Annotated in this window: 14 protein-coding genes and 1 tRNA gene; 5 read left to right on the top strand and 10 right to left on the bottom strand. The window is 52.4% G+C overall.

Annotation, left to right across the window (positions count from 1 at the left end; translation table 11 throughout):
- Positions 1–143 precede the first annotated feature (143 nt).
- Both BUA40_RS00780 and BUA40_RS00775 read right to left on the bottom strand, forming a co-directional pair.
- Positions 144–217: transfer RNA gene (locus BUA40_RS00780), tRNA-Arg, on the bottom strand.
- 69 nt (positions 218–286) lie between these two features.
- Positions 287–1,903 carry an FISUMP domain-containing protein gene (locus BUA40_RS00775; protein ID WP_072797282.1) on the bottom strand — a complete coding sequence of 539 codons (1,617 nt, stop codon included), beginning with the start codon at positions 1,901–1,903 and terminating at the stop codon, positions 287–289.
- Positions 1,904–2,111: 208 nt separating this feature from the next.
- Here BUA40_RS00775 and BUA40_RS14460 point away from each other — a divergent pair, with 208 nt between their 5' ends.
- From BUA40_RS14460 to carB, 4 genes are read left to right on the top strand one after another with little or no spacing between them, the layout of a single operon-like run.
- The gene (locus BUA40_RS14460; RefSeq protein ID WP_178299488.1) at positions 2,112–2,282 is read left to right on the top strand and encodes a hypothetical protein; all 171 of its coding nucleotides are present in this window, start codon (positions 2,112–2,114) and stop codon (positions 2,280–2,282) included.
- Positions 2,279–3,457, top strand: coding sequence for a glutamine-hydrolyzing carbamoyl-phosphate synthase small subunit (gene carA / locus BUA40_RS00765; protein ID WP_072797278.1), 1,179 nt, complete (start codon positions 2,279–2,281; stop codon positions 3,455–3,457). The genes BUA40_RS14460 and carA overlap by 4 nt, the downstream gene beginning before the upstream one ends.
- Positions 3,444–5,120 (top strand): CTP synthase, encoded by a 1,677-nt coding sequence (locus tag BUA40_RS00760; protein WP_072797276.1) that lies wholly within the window; start codon positions 3,444–3,446, stop codon positions 5,118–5,120. The genes carA and BUA40_RS00760 overlap by 14 nt, the downstream gene beginning before the upstream one ends.
- Complete coding sequence (gene carB, locus BUA40_RS00755; RefSeq protein ID WP_072797273.1) at positions 5,113–8,376, top strand: carbamoyl-phosphate synthase large subunit; 3,264 nt, start codon at positions 5,113–5,115, stop codon at positions 8,374–8,376. The genes BUA40_RS00760 and carB overlap by 8 nt, the downstream gene beginning before the upstream one ends.
- A 126-nt stretch (positions 8,377–8,502) precedes the next feature.
- Here carB and BUA40_RS00750 read toward each other — a convergent pair whose 3' ends face one another.
- Entirely contained in the window at positions 8,503–9,996 is a 1,494-nt protein-coding gene (locus BUA40_RS00750) for a glycoside hydrolase (protein WP_072797271.1), read from the bottom strand.
- Between the two features lie 269 nt (positions 9,997–10,265).
- Here BUA40_RS00750 and BUA40_RS00745 point away from each other — a divergent pair, with 269 nt between their 5' ends.
- A complete protein-coding gene (locus tag BUA40_RS00745; protein WP_072797269.1) occupies positions 10,266–11,378 on the top strand; it encodes a cation diffusion facilitator family transporter in 1,113 nt (370 codons plus the stop codon).
- A 25-nt stretch (positions 11,379–11,403) separates the two neighbouring features.
- Here the strand turns inward: BUA40_RS00745 and bioD are convergent, their stop codons facing one another.
- The 7 genes from bioD to BUA40_RS00710 form a co-directional block, all read right to left on the bottom strand.
- Positions 11,404–12,069 (bottom strand): dethiobiotin synthase, encoded by a 666-nt coding sequence (gene bioD / locus BUA40_RS00740; protein WP_072797267.1) that lies wholly within the window; start codon positions 12,067–12,069, stop codon positions 11,404–11,406.
- 47 nt (positions 12,070–12,116) lie between these two features.
- A complete protein-coding gene (locus tag BUA40_RS00735) occupies positions 12,117–13,349 on the bottom strand; it encodes an aminotransferase class I/II-fold pyridoxal phosphate-dependent enzyme (protein ID WP_072797265.1) in 1,233 nt (410 codons plus the stop codon).
- Positions 13,346–14,086 (bottom strand): 6-carboxyhexanoate--CoA ligase, encoded by a 741-nt coding sequence (locus tag BUA40_RS00730; protein WP_072797263.1) that lies wholly within the window; start codon positions 14,084–14,086, stop codon positions 13,346–13,348. The genes BUA40_RS00735 and BUA40_RS00730 overlap by 4 nt, the downstream gene beginning before the upstream one ends.
- Positions 14,087–14,089: 3 nt before the next feature.
- Positions 14,090–15,400: an adenosylmethionine--8-amino-7-oxononanoate transaminase gene (gene bioA, locus BUA40_RS00725; RefSeq protein ID WP_072797261.1), complete on the bottom strand. Its 1,311-nt coding sequence runs from the start codon at positions 15,398–15,400 to the stop codon at positions 14,090–14,092.
- A gap of 61 nt (positions 15,401–15,461) precedes the next feature.
- A complete protein-coding gene (locus BUA40_RS00720) occupies positions 15,462–16,553 on the bottom strand; it encodes an MBL fold metallo-hydrolase (RefSeq protein WP_369827570.1) in 1,092 nt (363 codons plus the stop codon).
- A 7-nt stretch (positions 16,554–16,560) separates the two neighbouring features.
- Positions 16,561–17,142 carry a flavodoxin family protein gene (locus BUA40_RS00715; protein ID WP_072797259.1) on the bottom strand — a complete coding sequence of 194 codons (582 nt, stop codon included), beginning with the start codon at positions 17,140–17,142 and terminating at the stop codon, positions 16,561–16,563.
- A gap of 80 nt (positions 17,143–17,222) precedes the next feature.
- Positions 17,223–17,888: a DUF4405 domain-containing protein gene (locus BUA40_RS00710; RefSeq protein WP_072797257.1), complete on the bottom strand. Its 666-nt coding sequence runs from the start codon at positions 17,886–17,888 to the stop codon at positions 17,223–17,225.

Here is a 17,888-nt window from a genome sequence, read left to right as displayed (position 1 = left end):
CTTTGTAGCCTCTGCTACGGCTCAGCAATGCCCGAGCAAGCTCGGTCGCTGCGTTCGCCTTACGCAGAGGTCGAACCCTTCGGGTTCGCTCCCTCCTACAAAAATAAATAGCCTAGACACCGTAAAGGTGTCTAGGCTATTCATACTCGAGGCGGGATTCGAACCCACGACCCATTGCTTAGAAGGCAATTGCTCTATCCAACTGAGCTACTCGAGCATTTGTGGACTGCAAATATAGCAAAATCAGCTTTATTCCGTCAATTTTCTGACGATTCACAGGTCATTTTTACTTGACACAACGGACCGGGATAAACTCGCCCGCTTCACGGGGATCTATTTTATCTTGAAAATAGATGATATTATCCGTAATACGTATGTAGGACCGGCCTTCTACCCAGAAAACTCCATACCCCGAGGTTTCGTCCCATCCGTACGGGTCAACCGTAATCGTCGCCAAAAGGGACAAGCCAAATTCATCGGACGCATCACGCACTCCCGACAGTTTAGAAAAGAGTTTCGGCAAGAATTTTTGACGTACCACATACTCCATATCAATCCATTTCTCAAGTTCCTCTTTCTTGGGCAAGCGCCAGCCTTCGGGACACGCGCTCAAGGCAGCCTCCACATTGTAGAAGCGTCCGTAATCGCACTTGATACTTTGAGAGCACTTGCTATAATTCTTTATTGCCGAATCGGTTTCAGTATAATAGTTGATATTTTCGGCCATCCACGTCAGGCCATCGTACTCAACCGTCTTGTACACATGTCCGTCTCTGGAATCTTCCATGGTGCCGTAGCTAATGTTTTCGTTAAAGAAGTATTCCTTCGGCAATTTACCGACCAATTTATCAGTAGACTTGTACCATGTTCCTTCGTAACAGATATATTCCATTCCCGATGTAGAATCACTTGGGAAACGCGTATTGTTCATCTTGCATTCATGGCCGAGAGTTTCATAGTCCTGCGTTGTCGGGAGAGTCCATCCCGTTCCCGTGCAGATATATTCCCTATTTTGATAGATGCAATTTGGGAAATCCGGTCCGCAATCGTATTTCCTAAATTCACCTTTGTTTGACTCATCGCAATCCGTAAGACCTCCGCAATACTTCCATAATTTTCCAATGATTGCAGACGTCACACTACGTACAGAGGTGCCCATATAAGCGTTAGGAACTTTAATCATCATTGCAGAATTCACTACCAATCCGCACCGATCCGATTTGCTGAAATCTTTGCCATTAGCGAGGTCATTAATAAAATTCACCCTCATCGTGGTATCACTGTCATTCACCGGGAACAAAGAGCTCAAGGCATAACCCAAGGCGGACTCATACAAACTATCGTTCTTTGGTACGGAGTCAATTTCAAAAAATTCATACAGCTTTCGCACTGCAGCCGTCTTCGCTTCTTCGACGACAACACCCTGATTCACCAAATTCTCGACCAGCCCCAAAATGGCTTGTTTGACAACGCACAATGGTTCCTCGAACTCCGAAGTAATGTTTCCGATTAGGGAATCTTGATAGACTTGGAAACATCCATCCGGCTTGGAAGGATCTAGCGGTTTAAACTTTGTGGAATCATAATACCAATACGGCGTAAAGCCTCCGGCACCGGCAGCACCACCCTCCCAAAACAAGTCACCTTCGCTAGGCAGCAATGTCAGAATTGAAGACGAAATACCGGATTCGACAGGTTCGCTCGCACTAGAAGTTTCACCGGACGAAACACTCGAACTCGAAGGTTTCGAGGAGTCGGACGACTGATCGTCCATAATTTCGTTGCTAGAGCTGGAAGTGACTTGTGAAACTTCTTCGATCGTGGCAGAAGTGGAATCATCGCCACAGCCTATATATATGCATGCCCAAATTAAGGCAAAAAGCAGACTTGTTCTCTTGATCATTTTCTACCCTCCACTATAAAAATACATTCTATTTTTCGCTATTCAACCGCCCTGTTTTTACATTTCCTCGTTTTCAAAGATTTTGGTTTACATATTATGAAAAGTCACTAAAAAATGTTAGGCAAATTCCATCCAAAACCTTGTGGTTCACCCCCTTTTTTACTACATTAGGAGTCCGATGAAAATATCGGAAACCATCGAGGCACACATGAGCGCAGCCGTTGCAGCAATCTCGCAACGGAATCAAGCCACTCTCTCTGGTTTTCACAAAATTTTCCTTTTTACCGTTTTTATTCGTCTTTATCGTTTGGCAAAAGCTTTTGGCTTTTGCCTTTATTTTTATAGAGTTTTTAACACTAAAGCAATGAGAATCGTATGACTGATAAGTTCCAATGGAAAGCGAAACGCGAAAAGAAGGCGTTTCTGGCACTGGCAGATGGCGCCGTCTTTAGAGGATACGCCTTTGGCGCCAAGACCGACACCGTCGGTGAAGCCGTTTTCAACACCGGCATGGCAGGTTACAAGCAGATCATCACCGACCCGTCGTACGCCGGCCAGTTCGTGGTCTTTACCACTGCAGAAGTAGGCGCCTATGCGGCCAACACCGAAAAGAACGAATCTCGCCAGGTGTTCCTGAACGGCATCGTGGTGAACTCCCTGGACTGGGTTTCTCCGGAACTTAAAGAAGAAAGCCTGCACGACTACATGCTGGCACAGGGCAAGCCGGGTATCGCCGGCGTTGACACTCGCGCCCTCACGCTCCACCTGCGCGAACACGGTGCCCAGAAGGCCTACCTCCATGTTTCTGACGAAGAAATGAGCGAAGAAGAAGCCATCAAGAAGGCTCAGGAATGGGAAGGTCTGGACGGACAGGACTACGCCAGCAAGGTCAGCGACCCCAACGGTTACGAACTTTCTACCGAAGGCGACTTGAATATCGTGGCGCTGGATTTCGGTATCAAGATCAACATTCTGAGAAACCTGGTAAGCCAGGGCATGAAGGTAACGGTGCTCCCGATTACCACGACCTACGAACAGATTATGGCAAAGAACCCCGATGGCGTGTTCCTCTCCAACGGCCCTGCCGACCCGAACAGCCTCCCGCAAGTGGTCGCAGTCGTCAAGCAACTTCTGGGCAAGGTTCCTCTAATGGGCATCTGCCTCGGTAACCAGCTCCTGGGCCTCGCCTTAGGCGCCAACGTTTCCAAGCTCAAGTTCGGCCACCACGGCTGCAACCACCCGGTCAAGAACGTGAAGACCGGCGCAGTCGAAATCACGAGCCAGAACCACAACTACGCTATCGATGCTATTACGCTCCCCGAAGAAGTCGAAGTCACACACATCAACCTGAACGACAACACGGTCGAAGGCATTCGCCACACGCAGTTGCCGGCATTCAGCGTGCAGTACCACCCGGAATCCGCTCCGGGTCCGAACGATTCTCTCTACTTGTTCGCCGAATTCAGACAAATGATCGAAGAATTCAAAGCAAAACAAGTCAGCACCCCCAAGCCCGCTGAAGTCCCCAAAGAGGTAAAAAATGTCCTCCTCTAAAGCTGCCGCAAAGAAACAGACCAAGTACATTTTCATTACCGGCGGCGTGGTCAGTTCGCTCGGTAAAGGCATCACCTCCGCTTCGCTCGCACTCCTCCTCAAGAGCCGCGGCTACAAAGTGTTCATGCAAAAGCTCGACCCGTATCTGAACGTGGACCCGGGTACCATGAGCCCTTACCAGCACGGCGAAGTTTTCGTGACCGACGACGGCTACGAAACCGACCTTGATTTGGGCCACTACGAACGTTTCGCAGGCGTGCAGTGCTCCAAGGCATCGAGCTACACTTCGGGTCGCATCTATTCCTCCGTGCTCGCAAAAGAACGCGCGGGCAAGTACCTCGGCGGTACCGTGCAGGTCATTCCGCACATCACCAACGAAATCAAGGACGCCTTCCGTTCTGCAGCCGAAAGCGGCGCCGACATCGTGCTCTGCGAAATCGGCGGTGTCGCAGGCGACATTGAATCGCTCCCCTTCCTCGAAGCCGCAAGACAGTTCCGCTTCGAAGTCGGCGTCGAAAACACTTGCTTTGTCCACCTGGTTCTCGTGCCTTACCTGAAGGCCGCAGGCGAACTCAAGACCAAGCCCTCGCAGCACTCCGTGGCAGAACTCCGCAACATCGGTATTTTTCCGGACATTCTGGTGTGCCGCACCGAAATGACGATTCCGCAGGATCACCTGGACAAGCTCGCGCTCTTCTGCAACGTGAAGCCCGAATGCGTGATCGAAGAAAAGGACGTGAAGGACTCCGTTTACGCTGTGCCTCGCGAACTTTCCAAGCAAGAACTTGACCTCCGCGTGCTTGAACAGCTCCACTTGAGCGTCCACCCCATCATCCACTCCGAATGGGACAAGCTCGTCAAGAAGGCAACACAACCCAAGTACGAATGCACCATCGCGCTCGTCGGCAAGTACATTGCCATCCGCGACGCCTACAAGTCCGTGCATGAAGCCTTGCAGCACGCCGGCATGGAACACAATGCCAAGGTGAAAGTGGAATGCATCGAAGCCGAAGAGCTCGAAAAGAATCCGAACATGATCAAGAATGCAGACGGCATTCTGATTCCGGGCGGCTTCGGTAGCCGCGGCGTGAACGGCAAGTGCGTAGCCATTCGCTACGCCCGCGAACACAAGATTCCGCTGCTCGGCATTTGCCTCGGCATGCAGTGCTGCGTGATTGAATTTGCACGCAACGTACTCGGCTGGAAGGACGCCAACTCCACGGAATTCGACGAAAAGACGACCCACCCGGTTATCGACCTGATGGACGAACAGAAGAACGTCACCGAAAAGGGCGGCACCATGCGCCTCGGCGCTTACCCGTGCAAGCTCATGAAGGATTCCAACGCCGCAAAGCTTTACAAGAGCGAAAAGATTAGCGAACGTCACCGTCACCGCTACGAATTCAACTACAACAGCGAATTCCGCAAGGAACTCGAAAAGGCCGGCCTCAAGATTGCCGGTACATCGCCCGACGGCAAGCTCGTAGAAATGGTGGAAATCAAGAACCACCCCTACTTTGAAGCCTGCCAGTTCCACCCGGAATTCAAGAGCCGTCCTACGGCACCGCACCCGCTGTTCAGCGGACTTGTTAAGGCCGCTCTTGCGCAGAAAAACGCATCAAAGAAATTGACTAAAGAGAATGGAGGCAAAAAGAATGCCTAAGCGTACCGACATCAAGAAGATTATGCTCATTGGTTCTGGCCCGATTGTGATTGGCCAGGGCTGCGAATTCGACTACTCCGGCGTGCAGGCCTGTAAGGTTCTCCGCCGCGAAGGTTTCGAAGTGGTGCTCGTGAACTCCAACCCGGCCACCATCATGACCGACCCCGAAATGGCCGACCGCACCTACATCGAACCTCTCAGCGTCGACATTCTGCACGAAATCATCCGCCGCGAACGCCCCGATGCATTGCTCCCGACTCTCGGCGGTCAGACCGCTTTGAACCTCGCCATGGAACTGAACGAACGCGGCATTTTGGACCGCTACCAGGTGGAACTCATCGGTGCAAAGGCCGAATCCATCCAGCGCGCCGAAGACCGCCACCTGTTCAAGGAAGCCATGCTCAAGATTGGCCTGGACCTTCCGCGTTCCGGTTCCGCTCACTCCATGAGCGAAGCTACCGCAATCGCCAACACCATCGGCAGCTGGCCCTTGATTATTCGTCCGGGTTTTACGCTGGGCGGCACGGGCGGCGGTATCGCCCACAACCCTGAAGAATTCGAAACCATCGTGAACCGCGGTCTCGATGCCTCGCTCAACAACGAAGTGCTTATCGAAGAATCGCTCCTCGGCTGGAAGGAATTCGAAATGGAAGTCATGCGCGATAAGAAGGGCAACGCCGTTATCGTGTGCTCCATCGAAAACCTCGACCCCATGGGCGTGCATACCGGTGACTCTATCACGGTCGCCCCGATCCAGAGCCTTGATGACCGTGCCTACCAAGCTATGCGTGACGACTCCCTGAAGGTCATGGAAGCCATCGGCGTGGAAACCGGTGGATCTAACGTTCAGTGGGCTATCGAACCGAAGACCGGCCGCCGCATCATCATCGAAATGAACCCGCGTGTGTCCCGTTCTTCTGCTCTTGCTTCTAAGGCAACGGGCTTCCCCATCGCAAAGATTGCTGCATTGCTCGCTGTGGGTTACACTCTCGACGAACTCCGCAACGACATTACGCAGACGACCCCGAGCTGCTTCGAACCGGCTCTCGACTACGTTGTCGTTAAGGTTCCGCGCTTCACCTTCGAAAAGTTCCCGAAGGCCGATTCTACGCTCGGCACCCAGATGAAGTCCGTGGGCGAAGCGATGGCAATCGGTACGAACTTCAAGCAGGCCATGCAGAAGGCACTCCGCTCCCTCGAAACGGGATTCGGCGGCTTCGGTTGCTGCGCCAAGTGCGAAAAGTTCAAGGCCTACGACAACGAAACTTTGGCCAAGGAAGTCGCCCGCCCGAGCGCAGAACGCATCTTCGTGGTGTACGAAGCCTTCCGTCGCGGCTGGAGCATCGAAAAGCTTTACGAAGTCACCAAGATTGACCGTTACTTCCTCCGTCACTTGGAAGAACTCGCCTTCTTCGAAGACGAAATCAAGGCAGCCAAGTCTCTGGATGGCCTCTCCAAGAACAAGGCCCTGTTCCGCCAGGCCAAGGAATTCGGCTTCAGCGATATTCAGATTGCCTACCTCTTCCACAGAACTCCCGAAGATGTCATGGCAGTCCGTAAGTCCATCGGCCTCGTTCCCAGCTACTACTCTGTAGATACCTGCGCCGGCGAATTCGAAGCCATTACGCCTTACTATTACAGCTGCTACGCCGACCATACGGAACCGGTTCGCACCATCATGGGCAACCGCGGCAAGAAGCGCATCATGGTGCTCGGCGGCGGCCCGAACAGAATCGGTCAGGGTATCGAATTCGACTATTGCTGCTGCCACGCCGCCTTTACGCTGCGTCGCGAAGGCTACGAAGTCATCATGGTGAACTCTAACCCCGAAACGGTTTCCACCGACTACGACACCTCCGACAAGCTCTACTTTGAACCGCTCACGCTCGAAGACGTGATGGGCATTTACGAACGCGAAAACTGCGCGGGCGTGATTGTGCAATTCGGTGGTCAGACTCCGCTGAACCTCGCCATGCGTCTCAAGAAGGCCGGCGCAAACGTCGTAGGTACAAGTCCCGAAGACATCGACCTCGCCGAAGACCGCGACTTCTTCAAGCAGCTGGTCGACAAGGTCGGTATCAAGCAGGCCGCATCTGGCATTGCCCACAACGTGGAAGAAGCCTTGGCTATTGTCGACCGCATTGGCTACCCCGTGCTTGTGCGCCCGAGCTTCGTTCTCGGCGGCCGCGGCATGGTGATTGTCTATAAGGAAAAATACCTCCGCAAGTTCGTAGAAGAAGCTGCCGCCATTGGCGAAGGCAAGCCGATTCTTATCGACCGCTTCTTGGAAGACGCTACCGAACTTGACGTGGACTGCATCAGCGACGGCAAGCACACCGTGGTGGGCGCCATCATGGAACACGTGGAACCCGCAGGCATCCACTCCGGCGACTCCGCAAGCGTCATCCCGCCCATGACGCTTTCCAAGGAAATCCAGGACAAGGTTCGTCAATACGCGAAGGACTTTGCAAGGGAACTCCACGTGGTCGGCCTCATGAACATGCAGCTCGCCGTGAAGGACGGCGAACTCTACATGATCGAAGTAAACCCGCGCGCCTCCCGCACCGTGCCGTTCGTGTCCAAGTCCATCGGCGTGCCGCTCGCAAGTTACGCAAGCCGCTGCATGCTCGGCGAATCCCTCGAACAAATCGGCTTCACCGAAGAAGTCCACGTGCCTTACGTGAGCGTCAAGGAAGCCGTGTTCCCGTTCGTCAAGTTCCCGGGCGTGGACATCACGCTTTCTCCGGAAATGAAGTCTACCGGCGAAGTCATGAGCCTCGATCGCGACCGCGGCCTTGCCTACCTCAAGAGCCAGCTCGCTGCAGGCAACAAGGTGCCGAGCGAAGGCAACATTTTCGTCTCGCTCAAGGACGAAGACAAGCAGAAGGCCGTTCCGCTCATCAAGCGCCTCGTAGACATGGGCTACCAGATTTACGCCACCCGCGGCACCTCGACGATGCTTTACAACGAAGGCATCAAGACCCGCGCCGTGTTCCGCATCTCCCGTGGCCGCCCGAACCTGTTGGACCTCATTCACGACAAGGAAGTGCAGTGGATTGTGAACACCACCGAGAACGGCGCCGAAGCCATGGTCGACGAAATCCAGATGCGCTCCAAGGCTGTGGTCTCTGGCATTCCTATCACCACGACCATCGCCGCCCTCACCTCTACCGTGGAAGGCCTCATGGACAAGCACGACTTCGGCCGCTTCGAAGTCTGCAGCTTGCAGGAATACCACAGGCATGTGAAGAAGTAAGCGACATGTCATCCTGAGTCCTTCGACAAGCTCAGGATAAACTCCGTCGAAGGATCTAAAGCATTAAGCGCAGACTCAATCGAGCCTGCGTTTTTTACTTTAACTAACCCTATATCTTGAATTGGGCTATTTCAAAATCATATGTTGCGTTTTCGCATTGCCGCATTTGACCATATACACACCGCGGCTTAAGCCTGCGTTTGTCATGGCGTTGCGGAGATCGCCGATATGTCCGGCTTGGAATTCGCCGATGAACGCGCCGAGCGGGCTAAATACTTTATATGTACTTTGGAGGCTTTTGGGGGCAGAAAATCCGAAGGCGATAGCCTCTGTAGAATCTGCGGGCGGTTCCACCTTTGGTTCCTGCCACAGAATGAATTCGATGGTCGTTGCACTGCGGGCCGGAACGCTGAAACTGCACTTTGTATCGTCGACTTTGACTTCGGTTCCTTCTTTGAGGTTGCTATTGTCGTCGGTGACGTAGGGCTTGAAGCTTCCAATTTTTGTGTTTCCGAAATCAAAGTCCGCCTTGAACTCCTCATTCTTGGAATTGAGAATGACGACTGCGATTTTCGTCTTGAGGGAGTCGCGGTAGGCGGTGACCTTTACATCTCTTTCGGGATTCTTGGTAGCGTCGATTCTCCAAGAGCCGGGTCGCGCGAAGCGGCTGAAGTTCCCCATGACCCAGAGTCGCTTGGTAGGCTCCACATTGTCGGGGTTGCCTTGTCCTTGCGGCCAGAGGGCTCCGTTGCCGCAACTGGCTTCGCTGCAGGAATAAATCCACCAGAAATGCCAGGCGTTCATGTTCGCAATAGTCAGGGCGTCATGGATTACGCCTGCAACGCGGAGAGCACTTCCCATGCCCACGTCTTCCTTGTTACTTCCAAGATCATAGACTTCGGTTTCCCAGAATTCCTTGCCGGCTTCGTGGATTTCGGGATAAGCCGCCGGGTCTCCGCCGTATTCGTGCGTTCCGAAGATGTCCGTGTATTTCAGGGCGGCGGGATTGTTGAAGAAGGCTTTTTTGTAATTGGGGAATCCGTACCAGTTAATAGCTTCGGTGCCAATGATTTTGATGCCCGTGGTATCGAGGGTGGGGCCAAGGTAGTCGCCGACCCAACGTGCCAATTCATCGGGTTCGTAGTGGTTGTCTCCGGTGCCGTCGGGCTCGTTTTGCGACGAAATTGCATATAGATTAACGCCAGCCTTCCGCATGTCTTGCGTAAACTTCAAGATGGTGTTGGCCCAGTCCTGAGCGTGATTGAAATCCAGGTGCTTCTTGTCACCGTCGTAATTTACAGTGTATTTGGATATCCATGGGGCAGCCCAAACTTTGACTCCGTATTCACTCGCCTTTTTTGCGATACTCGTTTCTGATGTGGTGCCATCCGGAGCGATGCGGATACGGTGCAGCGTAAGCCCGGCGCCGCTGGTGGAGTCCCAAAGGAAGGCGGCATTCTTGTCGGTGATGGAACCGGCCCATGCCGAGGCAGCCCCAAAGCCGCTGATGCGCTGGTGTTCCTTGCCGATATCTACGTTAATCGTTGCCGCACTGGCGAGGGTGCCCAAAAACGCGACAAAACCTGCAAAAAAGGGAAATCCCTTAATTGAAAACGACATAAAGCCTCCCATACGAACTTTACTTACTATAAAATAAGTTGAAAAATTCGCTTAATATAGGGCTTTATTCGAATTCGTTTTGATAAATTGACAACAGAATGATGTATTTATCCGCTAGAACTTCTCGAAAAATTCCCATGTGGCTTGCGGCACCCAGGACTGCTGCTGACCGGGGTCCTTGTGGTCCCAAATGTCTTTTATTTCTACTTTCTTTAAGCGAACGATTGGCTTATCACCCAAGTCATTTCGCTAAAAAAGGATCAGATTTTATGAACGAAGCAGAAAACCGTCAAAAGGTCATTGTCCGAACAAGCATCATCGGCATTGCGGCAAACATCGTGCTGTCCGCATTCAAGGCGTTCGTCGGCTTTGCTACAAACTCCATCGCCGTGACACTCGATGCGGTGAACAACCTTTCTGACGCTTTGTCCTCGGTCATTACGATTGTGGGCGCAAAACTTTCGAACAAGTTGCCCGACAAAAAACACCCGCTCGGTTACGGTCGAATCGAATACTTGAGCGCAATGGTAGTTGCGGCAATCGTGCTTTACGCCGGCGGTACCTCGGCGGTGGAATCGGTCAAGAAGATTATCCACCCCGAAACAGCGGACTACTCCACGGCTTCGCTGGTCATTATCGCTTCGGCGGTAGTGGTAAAACTCGTGCTCGGCAAATTCGTGAAACGCCAGGGGGAGCGCGTGAACTCGGGCGCGCTCGTGGCATCGGGCGCTGACGCACTATTCGACGCCATACTCTCCCTTTCGGTGTTAGCCTCGGCCATCGTCTTTGTTCTCACGGAAATTTCGCTTGAAGCCTACGTGGGTCTCGTAATTTCGGGATTCATCATCAAGTCGGGCATCGGCATGCTCATCGAAACGCTGGACGATATTCTGGGCAAGCGCGCCGACGGCGACCTGGTCAAGAAAATCAAGAAACTGCTCACCGAAGAACCGCAAGTCCATGGTGCCTACGATGTCATCCTCAACAATTACGGGCCGGACAAGTTCCTCGGTTCCGTGCACTTGGAACTTCCCGATACCATGACCGTTGAAGAAGTCGACGTACTGACCCGCAGGGTACAGGCACGCGTACTCAAAGAAACCGGCGTGATTCTCACGGGCGTAGGCGTGTATTCACACAACACCAAGAATGACGAAGCTGCCAAAATTCGCAGCAACGTGTTGAAGTTGGTAAAGGAGCACCCTTGGGCATTGCAACTCCACGGCTTTTATGTGAACCTTGAAGACCGCACCATGCGTTTTGACGTGGTCATGAATTTCGAGGTCAAGCCGCAAGAAGGCCTGGACATTCTGCACAAGGAAATCCGCGAAGCCTACCCCGACTACGACCTGCATATTGCAGCAGACATCGACGCATCGTAGCGTCGACAGTGCTGTTTCTCAATTTTTAAAACGGTTGCACACCTAGGTCGGTGTCGCCGTTTTTTACTTTTGCAAGGATTTCAAGCCCCGTCAGGTCTTGCATCATGCGGATGTTGTCGTCTTCCATTTCGAGGTTACCGCTAGAGCCGTAGCGGTTCACGATGAGGCCGCGAACATCGAGGCCACAGCTGCGAGCGTACTCCACCGTAAGTACGCAAGCGTTAATGGAGCCGAGAGCCGCTGTCGTAACAATAACCAGCGGAAGGCCTAACGTTTTCATGATATCGACGAGGAATACTTTCTGGTCATCGTAGCGGATGGGGCAAATGATTCCCCCGCTGCCTTCGGCGAAAATGAATTCGTGGCAATTGCGGGCCGCATCAAAATCATCTTTGACTTTCGCGAGTTCTACTGGATTGCCTTCTTTGCGGGCAGCGAGATGCGGAGAGACAGCTTCTTTATAGACATAGCTGACGAGCTGTTCTTGCGTATCGGGTAGATTTGCGATGCGTTTCACGTAATCGGCGTCACCTGCAACCCATTTGCCATCACGGAGTTCTGCGCCGCTAAGGGCAGCCTTATAATAGCCCGCATCGATGCCGGAATCGCGCCATTTTTTTACGAGAAGGGCGGTAATGAATGTTTTGCCGACATCGGTTCCAGTTGCTGTGACGAAATAACCTTTGGACATAAAAAGTAAACAGTGGTTAGTGATTAGTGGTTAGGAATAGCGACGCTTCACAAGCAATCATTTATGATTTGAGCGATGGTTGTTGCGGCGGCTTGAAGTTGCTCGTGCGTGTGTGTGGCCATCAAGCTTGCACGGAGGCGGGCTTGCCCCTTGGCGACTGTCGGATAGCGAATCGCAGGAATGAGTATTCCCGCATTCTGGAGTTTTGCAGAAATTTCCAAAGCGCGGGCCTCGTCGCCAATGACAATCGGAACAATCGCCGAAGGAGACTGTTCAACTTTCACGCCTTCATGCTGCAAGGCTTCGCAGAAAAATTTCACGTTATCGCGCAAGTTCTGCACGCGTTCTGGATGCGCATCGATGTAGTGCAAGTTGTTGCAGGCTGCGGCGGCAACGGCAGGGGCCATCGCGGTTGTAAAGATAAAGCTGCGGGCCTTGTTGCGGAGAAAATCAATCAGTTGTTGCTTACCCGCCACGAAGCCGCCTTCGGCGGCGACGGCTTTGCTCAAAGTCCCGACGGTTACATCGGCGTGAGCACAGCCGTAGTGTTCGGCAAGCCCGCGCCCGGTCTTGCCGAGCACGCCCGTGGCATGCGCCTCGTCGATCATCAAGAGACAATCATTTTCTCTTGCAATCCGCAGAAGTTCCGGCAAATTCGCAAGGTCGCCATCCATGCTGAAAACAGCATCGGTCACAATAAGGCCACGGAAAGCCGAAACGGCACCGAGTTCCGCGGGCATTTCACGTGAGCAAAATTCATCCTTGGCCGCCGAAATCACGCGTTCCAGATCCGCCATATCATTATGCTTATAGACAAAGCATTTGGCTCGCGACAACCTAATTCCGTCAATAATGCTCGCGTGGTTCAATTCATCGCTAAAGATAAAGTCGTTCTTGCCACACAATGCCGAAATCGTACCGACATTCGCCATGTAGCCCGTATTGAACGTGATAGCGGATTCTTCGCATTTGAATTTCGCGATAAATTCTTCCAGTTCCTGATGCGGAGACTTGTTGCCTGTCGTAAGCCGAGCGCCGCCGCTACCTGTACCCCATTCCAAAACCGCCTGGGCCATTGCCTGCTTGAGTTCGTCGACGTTCGCCAAGTCCAAGTAAGAATTAGACGCCAGCAAGATTTGTTCCTGCGAAGCGCCGTTGGGCATGCGGATTTTCACGCATGACGATTCCGGCGTTTCCATCAAACGCATGGTGCGGTAGGTATTATTCGCCCGAGCTGCATCCAAAGCGTCTTTCGTAAAAATGTCAAGAATGCGACTCATGCCCCGACATCCACCAAAATTTTCTTCTTCTGCAAGTACTCGATACATTCTTCGGCACGTGCCTTGCGCGAATCAAACAGGAAAATGCGGCCTCCGTTTTCGTCGCCCATTTCCTTCATCTTCATGATGCGCACATAGCCAAGTTCCTTGCTCGCAACATAGCCCGTCACATAATTCGGGTCATCGCTCACACAAAATTCCGCAACCATTCCGGGGGCATTCGCCACCTTGGTTGCCAGCACAATCGCTTCGTTAAAATGATTCTTGCAGCCATCCACTTCGCTCGAATGCAGTGCATCCATATAAGTCGCACGCACGCCGCGTTCGTGGTCAGGTTCTAGGCGGTTTCCCGTCGCGATATCATACAGCATTGCACCACGCATCGGGAACGTTGCCCGCAGGAGTTCTGGAAGTTTTTCGCGAGCGTCGGCAGCAGCATCACCAATCAGTCCAAAAGCCTTCTCCAGCCCTTCCTGCCATGTTTCCACATCTATGCGCGTCACCGGCAAGGCCTTCAGAATTTGGATATCGCTTTCATGAACCTTCTCGATTTTCACATTGATAAAATCCGGGTCGCCCTTGGAATGCGTCATGGCCCGGCGCACCATCGCCGAACACACAGCTTCAACAGAATCCCGATTTACAATGCGTTCTGCGCCGGAAATATGCTGTTCGTGTTTCTGTTCACCCTCGCCCACTTGCTGCGAGGCCCGCATTTTTAAACTATAATATTCCATCACTTACTCGTGAAATTCGTCTTCGCCTTCTACGACAGGCGCGGGTTCACATTCGCCAATCATCTTGATGGCTTCGCAGATGCGGTCTATTTCAGAATCGGTCGTAATGAGCGGAGGCATCGTATAGACGTAATTGCAGAATGGTCTGAGCCACACACCAGTTTCACGAATCACGCGCAGAATATCGTCTGCGGAAGGTTTCGCCTTCAGTTCCAAGACTCCGATAGCGCCGAGAACACGCACGTCCGCCGCATTTTCAAGCGCACGGAGCGGCTCCAGATTCTGTTTAAGACGTTTTTCAATCCTAGCAACGCTCATTTCATAATCGCGACTTTCGAACAGCGAAAGCGAAGCAATTCCCGCGGCACAGGCCAACGGGTTCGCCATGTAGGTGGGACCATGCATGAATGCAGGAATCTTGCTGTTCGTAATCGTTTCGGCAACCTTCTCGGACGCAACGCAGGCCGCCATCGTAATGCTTCCGCCCGTGAGCGCCTTGCCGATACACATGATGTCCGGCTTTATCCCCGCATGCATCATCGCAAATCGCGGGCCCGTGCGGTAAAAGCCCGAAGCAATTTCGTCCAAAATAAGCAAGATACCGTAACGGTCGCAGAGTTCGCGGAGTGTCTTCAAGTAACCCGCATTGTAAAGCCACATGCCGTTTCCGCCCTGGAATACGGGCTCACAAATTACGGCGGCGATTTCATCTTTGTGTTCCTCGACAACGCGTTCCATCGAAGCGAAATCCGCCTGGTTCCAAGTCTCGTCAAAGCGGCAGTTCGGGCGTTCTGCAAAATAATGGTGCGGCATGATTCCGCGGAAAAGCGTATGCATTCCGTCCGGATCGCTAAGCGCCATCGCGCCTGCGGTATCGCCGTGATAGCCGCCCTTCAGGGCGACCAACTTGCAGCGCTCCGGATGTCCAAGGGAATACTGGTACTGCACAGCCATCTTGGCAGCGCATTCCACAGCAATGCTACCCGAATCCGCAAAGAAAATCTTGTTCAATCCTTCGGGCAAAAACTTCACTAACTTTTCGCCCAACTCAATTGCGGGTTCGTGCGTAAAACCGCCGAACATCACGTGGCACATTTTTTCACTTTGTTTCTGAATCGCCTCGACGATTTCAGAGGCATTATGCCCGTGCGCCATGCACCACCAGCTAGACACGGCATCAATCAGTTTCAAGCCGTCTGCCGTTTCAATCGTTGTTCCGTGAGCTGTTTTGGCGAGAAATCTTGCGGGAGTATTTTTCAGCGCCGCATACGGATGCCACAAATGTGCGCTATCAAAATCTAAAAGGTTTTTCATTTGCGGCCAAATATAGAAAAATACTATATCGCCATCGACGCGCTAACATAGGTAATGCGGTTTACTCCAGGTACACAACCTCGCCCATTTGCGGCATGAGCACGGGCTTACCTGATTCCTGGGCGGCACGTTTCGCATTTTCCAGCGGTTCGAAGTAAGTATGGTAAGCTAAGCAGAACTTAGAATGATGAACCGTCATGTAGCGGTTTGCATTCAGGTCCAGCATTTCTTTGCCGAGCTGTTCGGGCAGGGCATGAATTTGGTTCCAATCTTCATTGTACTGCCCGTTTTCTAAAATTGCCAGATCGATATCTGCAAATTTTTCACCTATCTTCTTGAAATGTTTGCCATAGCCGCTATCCCCACCAATCCAAACGGAACGCTTTGGCGTCTTGAATACAAACGAAGACCACAACGTTTTATTCGACCTTATCCCACGACCCGAAAAATGCCTTGCCGGAGTCGAGGTCACGTTAAAGCCTTCACCCAAATCGGTAGAATCCCACCAGTCGAGTTCCACGAGTTTCTCGATGGGGTATCCCCAGTATTCAAAATGTTCACCCACGCCAAGCCCCGTCACCACACGCTTTACGCGCGGTTCGAGTTCCTTCACGGCCTGGTAATCTAGATGATCCCAATGATCGTGCGAAATAACCAGGCAATCGATATCCGGCATGTCAACAGGCTTGTAAACGTCGGTTCCCTTGAACATCTTGTTCACAAAGCTTACTGGCGAACCCTGATAAAATACGGGATCCACAAGAATCTTCTTCCCAGATAAGTTCATCAAATACGAAGAATGTCCAAACCATACAATCCAATCGCGGTCCTGCGGCAGCGATTTCAAGTCCGTTTTGACGACCGTCAGCGCTGTATCGGGAACGGTTTGCGACCTTTTGCCGAACAAGAATTCAAGCGTCGTTTCAAACAAGTTCTTATCGCCCGTCATTGTGACAGTCTTTTCTTCATTCACGAACTTTTGACCATCGTAATGCGGTGACTGTTTGATGCGTTCAAGGCGTTTGCCTTGCGGAATACGCCCAAATTTTGCCTGGTTCAGGAACAGCACGCCAACGGTTCCCAGAATAAAAAGGGTCGATAAAATAATCGCCGTAATCATGAGTTTCTTGTTCTTCGCAAAACGCAAGCGCATCGTATTTTTAGCGGATAAAGTTCGTGAAAATTTTCTTTTCGGCTACGGGTTGTTCAACGCCTGCCTTCTTGCCCGCTTCGATGCTCTTCAGGATCCACGCCATGTTGCGGCCCAGTTCCTTCATAATCTGCACGCCTTCTTCGTCCTTCAGCACATCTTCGGGGCTAGAACCGTGGACCATATTCCAATAACGAGATGTCACCAGGGGCTGTTGCGCAAAGGTGGGGTACTTGTTCAGGGCGTCGAGCGTTGCGGTAGTGCCGGCACGGCGGGCAGAAGCAACTGTTGCGGCGGGCTTAAAGAGCAGTTCCGCTTCGGCAATGCCGTAAAGCCTGTCCAGGAACATCAGCATCTCGCCACTCGGGGATGCGTAATAAACCGGGGAGCCGTAAACAACGGCGTCGGCCGTTTTAAGGATTTCCTTGGCTTCGTGAACCACGGCGTCGGTTTCACCCTTCAGCACGCGGCCGCCCACAAAGAAGATTTCCGTCTCGATGCCAGCGGCCTTGAGTTCGCCAGCCACGAGGCTCAGCGCTGTATAAGTGCAGCCCTTTTCGCGACGGCTACCATTGAATAAAACGACCTTCATAAAAACTCCGTTGTTACGTCTTAAATTTATACAAAGTTCCTGCAAATTTCAATCAATAGACGCCTACACCAAGGTGAAAACTACGCTTTGACCAATTTCGCCACATAATGCACCGCAACGGCAAACAGCACAATAATGGCGATATAGTCCGCGAAAAAGAGAGCGTAGCCGCGTTCCGCGTCAAAGAAAAAGAAGGGCTGTTGTAGGAACATGTATTTCCAAAGCCCGCGAATGGCGAAGGCGTAAATTCCGTAACCCGCCACGAGAGCGGCAACCACGCGGGTTGCGACAAGGGCAGTCTTTGACTTGAATGCGCCCGCAAGTCCCAAGCGGTTTGCAATCAGGCTCACATGCAGCCCGATGTGGAGCGACATGAACACGTAATACCAGTGGCTGGCGAGCAGGTGCGCCGTGCGGGCAAAACTTGCGCCCGATTCAATCCCGAGCCAGGCGAACACATGGTTCGAAAGCATGATTCCGCTCACCATCAAGAAAATCGCGCACAAAAGGATCCCGCAATTCACGACCACCTGCAAGATGCGGAATGCGTTGTAGCGGCCCTTGAACAGCGAAAGGAAGAATCGCCGGTTCAGCGTGATGTGCACCGCCCACAGAACAAGCAGCACCACGCCCAGAATCTCGTGAACGGCCGTCGATTCAAAGAAGTAATTGCCGCCCATCAGCACGAGCGTCGCGACCGTCATCGCGATATCAAGCGGCATACGGATTTTGGCGGAAATAGGCAT

Source organism: Fibrobacter sp. UWT2, assembly GCF_900142545.1.
Lineage (GTDB): Bacteria > Fibrobacterota > Fibrobacteria > Fibrobacterales > Fibrobacteraceae > Fibrobacter.
This window is presented reverse-complemented; position numbering and strand designations above follow the sequence as displayed.

Coding starts and splice junctions, on each gene's coding strand:
- BUA40_RS14460 (WP_178299488.1), top strand. CDS start 2,112: ATGAGCGCAGCCGTTGCAGCAATCTCGCAACGGAATCAAGCCACTCTC.
- bioA (WP_072797261.1), bottom strand. CDS start 15,400: ATGAAAAACCTTTTAGATTTTGATAGCGCACATTTGTGGCATCCGTAT.
- BUA40_RS00745 (WP_072797269.1), top strand. CDS start 10,266: ATGAACGAAGCAGAAAACCGTCAAAAGGTCATTGTCCGAACAAGCATC.
- carB (WP_072797273.1), top strand. CDS start 5,113: ATGCCTAAGCGTACCGACATCAAGAAGATTATGCTCATTGGTTCTGGC.
- BUA40_RS00710 (WP_072797257.1), bottom strand. CDS start 17,888: ATGCCTATTTCCGCCAAAATCCGTATGCCGCTTGATATCGCGATGACG.
- BUA40_RS00715 (WP_072797259.1), bottom strand. CDS start 17,142: ATGAAGGTCGTTTTATTCAATGGTAGCCGTCGCGAAAAGGGCTGCACT.
- BUA40_RS00720 (WP_369827570.1), bottom strand. CDS start 16,553: ATGCGCTTGCGTTTTGCGAAGAACAAGAAACTCATGATTACGGCGATT.
- BUA40_RS00750 (WP_072797271.1), bottom strand. CDS start 9,996: ATGTCGTTTTCAATTAAGGGATTTCCCTTTTTTGCAGGTTTTGTCGCG.
- BUA40_RS00730 (WP_072797263.1), bottom strand. CDS start 14,086: ATGGAATATTATAGTTTAAAAATGCGGGCCTCGCAGCAAGTGGGCGAG.
- bioD (WP_072797267.1), bottom strand. CDS start 12,069: ATGTCCAAAGGTTATTTCGTCACAGCAACTGGAACCGATGTCGGCAAA.
- carA (WP_072797278.1), top strand. CDS start 2,279: ATGACTGATAAGTTCCAATGGAAAGCGAAACGCGAAAAGAAGGCGTTT.
- BUA40_RS00775 (WP_072797282.1), bottom strand. CDS start 1,903: ATGATCAAGAGAACAAGTCTGCTTTTTGCCTTAATTTGGGCATGCATA.
- BUA40_RS00735 (WP_072797265.1), bottom strand. CDS start 13,349: ATGAGTCGCATTCTTGACATTTTTACGAAAGACGCTTTGGATGCAGCT.
- BUA40_RS00760 (WP_072797276.1), top strand. CDS start 3,444: ATGTCCTCCTCTAAAGCTGCCGCAAAGAAACAGACCAAGTACATTTTC.